This is a genomic window from Pseudomonas saxonica, from assembly GCF_007858365.1.
GTDB lineage: Bacteria > Pseudomonadota > Gammaproteobacteria > Pseudomonadales > Pseudomonadaceae > Aquipseudomonas > Aquipseudomonas saxonica.
In genome coordinates this window covers 130,487-137,409 of record NZ_VFIO01000013.1, presented here as the reverse complement: position 1 = coordinate 137,409, position 6,923 = coordinate 130,487, and the positions used below count along the sequence as shown (strand labels likewise).

Annotated in this window: 4 protein-coding genes and 1 pseudogene; 1 reads left to right on the top strand and 4 read right to left on the bottom strand. The window is 58.8% G+C overall.

Going from position 1 to position 6,923, the window contains the following annotated elements; translation table 11 throughout:
- From FJD38_RS22190 to FJD38_RS22175, 4 genes and pseudogenes are all read right to left on the bottom strand, one after another.
- Positions 1–1,860 (bottom strand): DUF6531 domain-containing protein (locus tag FJD38_RS22190; protein ID WP_244302789.1); only part of this gene is annotated, 1,860 nt, incomplete at its 3' end.
- Entirely contained in the window at positions 1,857–2,597 is a 741-nt protein-coding gene (locus tag FJD38_RS22185; protein WP_146387576.1) for a DUF4123 domain-containing protein, read from the bottom strand. The genes FJD38_RS22185 and FJD38_RS22190, both read right to left, overlap by 4 nt.
- A pseudogene (locus tag FJD38_RS22180) lies at positions 2,587–4,616 on the bottom strand (type VI secretion system Vgr family protein). The gene FJD38_RS22185 and the pseudogene FJD38_RS22180 overlap by 11 nt, the downstream one beginning before the upstream one ends.
- A 213-nt stretch (positions 4,617–4,829) precedes the next feature.
- Positions 4,830–5,417, bottom strand: coding sequence for a flavin reductase family protein (locus FJD38_RS22175; RefSeq protein ID WP_146387574.1), 588 nt, complete (start codon positions 5,415–5,417; stop codon positions 4,830–4,832).
- Between the two features lie 148 nt (positions 5,418–5,565).
- Here FJD38_RS22175 and FJD38_RS22170 point away from each other — a divergent pair, with 148 nt between their 5' ends.
- Positions 5,566–6,921: an MFS transporter gene (locus FJD38_RS22170; RefSeq protein WP_244302788.1), complete on the top strand. Its 1,356-nt coding sequence runs from the start codon at positions 5,566–5,568 to the stop codon at positions 6,919–6,921.
- The last annotated feature ends 2 nt before the right edge of the window (positions 6,922–6,923 follow it).

The following is a 6,923-nucleotide window of genomic DNA, read 5'->3' as shown; positions in this document are numbered from 1 at the left end:
TTTGGCGTAGTGCTCGTCGGAGCGTTCGATGAATTCGCGGCTGTGGTCGTAGTACTGGTAGTCGACGGCGCACAGTCGGTTGTTGTGGTAGCGCAGCATCAGGGCGCGTTCAAACTTGTCTTCGATGCGGTGCAGGCGGCCGTCACGATGGGTGATGGTCAGGCGGTTGCCGTAGGCGTCGCTGATGGCGATCAGTTTTAAGTCTTGAAAGTGGTAGAAACGGCGGGCTTTGCCCGCTTGGGCGAGGATCAGTTCGCCGTCTTTTTCACCCAGGTAGATCGCGGCGCGGGCCAGGCTGTTGGTGATGGCCGGGCGTTGTGCTGTGGGGCGCGGGAAGCGGGTCTGGCGGTTTTCGTGATCGGTCCAGAGCAGTTCGTCGCCGTCTTCTTGCAGGCGATGGTTCAGGCTGTGGCTCCAGCCGAAACCGAGGCTGCTTTGGCTTTCGACGGCGCTGGTGCGGTACAGGCGTGTCCACTCGAAGGGCAGCACGCCATCGAGCACGGTGTCGGTGAGGGTCAGCAGTTCTTCGCCGGTGACCATCGAGACCGGGCAGCCTTGGGTGCAGGTTTTGTCAGCCGGTTCGGCGGGCTGGTCGTTGAGGTTTTTCGATTGCGCCGGGACGTCATCGACGTGCTGGACTTGCACGATTTCGGTGTAGGTCTGGGGTTTGCCGCGCACCATCAGGGTGGTGTCGAGCAGTGACTGGTCGGGGCCGTCGCCGGGTTGAGGGGTGATGTCGACCTTGCCTTTTGTGCCGGTGTTCAGCGGCGCGTCGGCGTGCAGCAGGATGGGTTTGCTGATGTGTGCATGCTGGGTTGCGCGGGCTTTGCTGGTGCGCAGCAGCAGGTCAATAAAGCTGTCCAGCAGGTGGGTGGCTTTGGCGGTGACGGTCATCGTTTTAACGGCCTTGGCGGTGTACTTCACCGCCAGCCCCATCCCGCCGGTCAGAACAACACCGATCAGGATGTCGATCAGCACTTCGCTGCCCAGGCGCGTAACCATTTCAGTGCATAGGAGTGGCGGCAGCAATTGCAGCCAGGCTTGGAAGGTGGAGAAATACGCCCATAACAGCGGTTCGTCACTGGCGACTAAATAGAGAGCTTGCAGCGATTGGGCCGATGCGTTTATGAAGTCGTCGAGTTGTGTCGGGTTAAGGAACTCTGCGAGTTTTTCGAGATTCTTTTTCGGGTGCGTGATGAGGTCGAACAGTTTGACGAGGCTGTCCCAAAGTCCGATCAGCGTGTCGCCGAAACCCTTGAGGGCGCTCTGTGCGTGCAGCAGCAGTTGGTCTGCATTACTGGCGTTGTCATAGGCACGCCAGAGCGGCTGGAATTCGCTGTTCCATTGCTGCGAGAGCCAGGCGCCCAGTTCGTTGAGCAGGCCTTGATAGGAGTCGAAGTAGGCGTCGATCTGTTGCGGTGTGGTCTGAGGGTAGAAGGTGACGCGGTAGCGCTGATCGGGTTTGCAGCCTTCGAGCAGCTTTATGCCGCTGTCGTCGATGTGGGTGTGGAGTTCTTCGTCGTCGGTATCCCGGGTGGTGGCAAAGCCATAGTTATCCGGTCGCAGGGGTTTTGAGCACAGGGGTGTCAGACGTACAGGAGTGTTGCCAATCGGCACGAAGTGCGCGGATTCGAAGGCATGAATCAAGGTCAGCGTGCCGTCTTTCTTGCATTGGGCGTAGTGAATCGCCGGGCCTTTACTCTCTATATTGCGGGTGATGGCGCTGTCACCCGCACTGAATTTTTGTTCGGCGGCAATAAGGCCGCCGTACCACTTTGAGGTTTGCAGGCGGTACTCGGCCAGGCAGTTTCTGTGTTGCAACAGGAGGGTGGGTACATCGGGCTGGATGCTGTCAGTCATTGACCTATTTCCTGTTGCAGGTAGGCAGTAAAACGCGCGTGGTCGAAGTTCAGGGCGGAGCCGGTGGTGGCTAGATAGGACTCAACTTTTTGGCGAAGGACGCTTTCAGCGGTGGCGTTGTAGAGCAAGGGAGCTGTTTCTTTCAGGAGGCACATCAGGTTGTCGATCACGCTGCTTGAATCCTGTTCCACGAGTGCGCAAAGCAGGTCTTCAGGCACCTGCCACCAAGGAAAAGCCTGTGCCGGGCGGTTTGCACCCTGACCCACGACCACGGGCTGGCCGTTGATCCAGTAGCGGTCAAATACGGGCAGTACATCTGAGGTGGTTGCGCCAAGTTGCTGAAGGACGGTGAGGAAATACCGGCCATCCCAGAAACGGAAAAAAACAGCGTCGTCCGGCGCTGTAAATACCTGTGTCAGGCCGCGCAGGTGCTCGGCAATCAGCTCGGGCGGCGCGCTGGAAATGGCCAGCCAGCCCCAGTCTTGCGCCTCGGTGTGTGCCGCCCAATTGAGAAACGCTTCAGTGCCGGTCAGGCTCAGCAACCAGGGCATCACGGGTAACCAGTCGGCGTAGGGCGTGTTGGCCCACAACGGCACGGCGGGTTGAGATTCATGTTGGCGCCATGCCACCAGCGGTTGAGCGGTGCTGGTGGCGCTGATGACGGCGTAGAGGTGCTCGCCGGGCCTTAACGGAGTTTTGGCCAGCCACTGCTGGGGGGTGATTGCATCAGATGTCACAGACACCTCCTTTGCAGCGCTCGCACTCTTCGCAAAAAGGCGCACTGCGCGACAGGCTGTCGATTTGATTGGGGGTCAGCAGGGCTGCGATCAGGGGCGCCAGGCCTGATGCGTTGGCGGGCAAAGCGGGTGTGCCCGGGGTAGGGGCGCCGCCGGGCAGGATCGGCGAACTGGCGTAGATGCCCGCCGCGTTGATGACCACGTGCTGACCACCCGCCGTCAGGCTCAGGCCAGCGCCTGCGGCGAGGGTCAGGCTGGCCCCTGCCTTGAGGTGAACTTCTTGCCCGGCTTCAACGGTCATGACCTGACCCACTCGGGTATGGCTGCTGACGGCCACCTCTCGATGGTCGTTGGCCAGCAGTTGCACCTTGCGGTCGGCACTGACCGTGCGCTGGTCTTCGGCCATCAGCACGCTGGTACGTTCACGCGTGATGAGTTCGTTGCGAGCGCCATCGACTTGCAGGTGACTGTCGTTTTTGATGTGCTGTTCAAGGTCGCGTTGGGCGTGCAGGTAAATCACTTCGGCGCCTGTGCGGTCTTCGATATGCAGCTCGTTGTAACCGCCACCGCCCGGTGTGCTGCGGCTGCGCAGGACGCTACGGGTTTTATTCGCAGGCAATGGCCAGGGCGTAGGGTTGAGGCTGTTTGGCAGGCAAGATGAAAGAACCGGCTGATCGGGATTACCCTCCAAAAAATGCACCAGCACTTCCATGCCCACCCGCGGCACCATCACAGAGCCAAAGCGATCCCCAGCCCAGCGGGAGGCAACCCGTAGCCAGCAACTGCTGTGATCGTCGCTTTGGCCTTCACGGTCCCAATGAAACTGCACCTTTACCCGGCCAAAGGCGTCGCAATGCACTTCGTCATTTGTCGGGCCGCATACACGGGCAGTCTGTGCACCCAGCACACAGGGTTTAGGGTGGTTGAGGGCCGGGCGGTAAAACACGTCCCAAGGGGTGGCGGCAAAGGTGTTGCGGTAGCCCTGCACGAATCCGTCTGCAGGTATGAGCGCCGGGTGTGCAGCGGACTCTTCTAGTGCTTGCGGTTGTTTGCCTTCATGGGTGATTTTGGTCAGTAGCCAAAGGTCATTCCAGGCCGTTTGCGGGTGTTCGGCCAAATCGAGGAAATGGCCCGTGATCAACGCGGGCTGATCACTTTTTCCGCTGGCCTGGCGATACTCGATACGGTGTCGTTCCAGGGCGCGCTGGCTGAGCAACTTGCCGCGCTGCTCGTGATTGAAATGACCGGGGTAGCGGTAGTCTTCGAGGTCCGGTTGGCGTTTGGTATGGTCGGGGCCAGCGTCGGCCAGCTGTTGGCGGCTGGCCATTTGAAACTCGTAATCGCGCAATGTGCTGCGGGTGACGCAGGTTTGCAGGCCGACATGGAACGCGTTAACCGATGGCGAGTCCGGCACCAGGCCACTGTCACCGTGGAAGGGCGTGGGGGGAGTGATTTTTTGAAAGAGGCTCTGGCCGTCGCCAAACCACAGGTGGTGGCTGTTGGAGGTGTGCCTGAAGTGGTAGTGGATGCCTTCTTCTTCGCACAGGCGCTGGATGAAGTGCAGATCACTTTCTTGATATTGCACGCAGTAATCGCGTGCCGTGTAGTGGGTCTCAAGGATGAACCGATAACGATCACTGAAAATGCCGTGCTCTTCGAGGATCTGGCCAATGATCTGCTCGACGGTTTGGTGCTGGAAAATCCGCTGATTGGTTCGGTGACGCAAAACGTCAAGCTGCGGCACCAGCGTCAGGGTGTGGTCAGGCGTTTGCCGCTGTCGCCTTGGGCAATCTGGCTGATCTGCCCGTGGATACCCGTACCGTCGGATGAAAAGGCCAGAAAGGCCGGTTGATGCAAGAGGCTCTCAAGGTCGAGGTCGGCACGCTCGCTGACCAGTACCACCTCGAAGCGGTAAGGCGTGCTAATGCCTTCATCGCCGGTGAAAGAGAGAACCTGGAAATCGGCGCCAGAGCCTTCAATGCTTAGGCTGAAGCGAGACTGGGACAGTGAACGTGACATCTGTGGTTCCTTGCAAAGCGCACGTTCTGAAGGCAGTGAGCATCAGAACTCTTTAAGGTCGCGCAAGTGTGCAAGGCGGTACTGGAGCTGGCTGTAGGATGGCTCTTTCAGGTGTGAGGATTAGGGCGAATATCAGGTAGGAATAATTATTTTAGGGTGAGAGTTGTCGGACGCGGCCTTGTTTGATTGGCCGCGACGACGGGAGTCAAGGGTTCAGGATTGCGTGTTGTCGCTCACATCCAGGGCTTCGCCGGTGGCGTAATAATGGCCGCCCGCAATGTAGTGCAGGCTACGCCAGGCAGGGTCGGCCGTTTCAAAGTGCCAGTGGCCGTCCTTGAACACGCGAGTATCGGCCCACGCACCGATCACTTCGCCGATAAACAGGTCGTAAGTGTTCTGGTTGTGTGGTTCGGGGATCAGTGCGCAGGCCAGCCAGGCCGAGCAACCGGTCACGAATGGCATTGGCAGGTCTTCGATTGCGAAGAGGTCGACCCCGCAATGAGTAAGTTTGTCCGGGTCGCTGGTAAGGCTGGTGCTGCCCACGCGGCTGGTCAGTTCCAACTGGGCCGCGGTTGGCACCTGAATGACAAAAAAACCACTGTGTTCAATCAATTCGCGGGTTTTGACGGATTTGTCGAGCACCACCGTCAGCTTGGGCGGGGAAAAATCCAGTGCACAGGCCCACGACGCGGCCATGACGTTTTGTACGCCGTTGTGTTGGGCCGACACCAAAATCGTAGGGCCGTGGTTGATCAGTCGGTATGCCTTGTCCAGCGGGACGGTTGCAATGTGCGAGTCCATAGAAGTTCCTTGAAGGGATGTCAGTGTCAGGCAGGGCTGGCGATGTTACTCAATTGAACTGACTTGCGTCGGTGCTGACTATGCCGATGACAGGTTTGGAGCAGGACATTTTAGTCGCTGGCCCGATAATTCAAGGATCAGTCATGAAATGCCGAGGTTCGATATGACTCGCCCGTACGCCCCAGAAGTCAGCCCTAAAACCCTGAGAAAAGTGATTGTTGCGGCCGCTATCGGCAATTTTGTCGAGTGGTTTGATTTCGCTATTTACGGCTTTCTGGCGACCACCATTGCTCAACAGTTTTTCCCCAGTGGCAATGCCAGTGCAGCCTTGCTCAAAACCTTTGCGGTCTTTGCCGTGGCTTTTGCATTCAGGCCGCTGGGCGGGATTTTCTTCGGCATGCTGGGCGATCGGATTGGCCGTAAACGTACACTGGCAATGACCATTTTATTGATGGCCGGGGCCACCACTTTGATCGGTGTGCTGCCCACTTATGCGGCTATCGGGGTTTTAGCGCCGATTCTGTTGACGTTGATCCGTTGTGCTCAAGGCTTTTCCGCCGGTGGCGAATACGCGGGGGCCTGTGCCTACCTGATGGAGCACGCACCCCACGACAAACGAGCCTGGTATGGCAGTTTTTTACCCGTGTCGACCTTTAGTGCGTTTGCGGCAGCGGCCGTGGTGGCTTATGGGCTGGAGGCGTCATTGTCGGCGCAGACGATGGCGGACTGGGGCTGGCGGGTGCCGTTTCTGATTGCGGCGCCATTGGGACTGGTGGGGCTGTATATGCGCAGCAAGCTGGATGAAACGCCGGCGTTCAAGGCGGTGGCTCAGGAGCACGCGGTGGCTCATTCACCGCTCAAGGAAACCTTGCGCAACCACGGCGCGGCTATCTGTTGCCTGGGCGCGTTTGTGTCGCTCACAGCGCTGTCGTTTTACATGTTTACCACCTACTTTGCGACGTACCTGCAAGTCGTAGGAGGCATGAGCCGCGCCACGGCGTTGTTGGTATCGTTGATTGCGCTTATTTTTGCCGCTGCGATCTGCCCGCTGGCCGGGCTTTATTCGGATCGGGTAGGGCGACGTGCCACCGTTTTCACGGCGTGTGCGCTGCTGATCGTGGCGGTATATCCATCGTTTCTGATGGCCAGTTCCGGCGCGTTTGCCGCGTCAGTGATCGGCGTGATGCTGTTAGCGACGGGCGCGGTATTGTGTGGCGTGGTGACGGCCGCCTTGCTCTCGGAAACCTTTCCTACGCGAACGCGCTATACCGCCTCAGCCATCACCTACAACATGGCTTACACCTTGTTTGGTGGCACTGCACCCTTGGTGGCGACATGGCTGATCACAACCACGGGCAGCAATCTGTCGCCGGCGTTTTATCTGATGGCGGTCGCACTGCTCGCGTTGGCGGGAGGAATGGCGCTGCCGGAGACTTCAAGGATTTCACTGCATGAGGTGTCGACAGACAATGAGGGGGGCGTTTTGCTTGAGCAGGCGCTGTAGGG

What these genes read in the sequence shown, in the direction of transcription:
- FJD38_RS22175 (WP_146387574.1), bottom strand. Translation starts at nt 5,417, where the DNA reads ATGGACTCGCACATTGCAACCGTCCCGCTGGACAAGGCATACCGACTG.
- FJD38_RS22170 (WP_244302788.1), top strand. Translation starts at nt 5,566, where the DNA reads ATGCCGAGGTTCGATATGACTCGCCCGTACGCCCCAGAAGTCAGCCCT.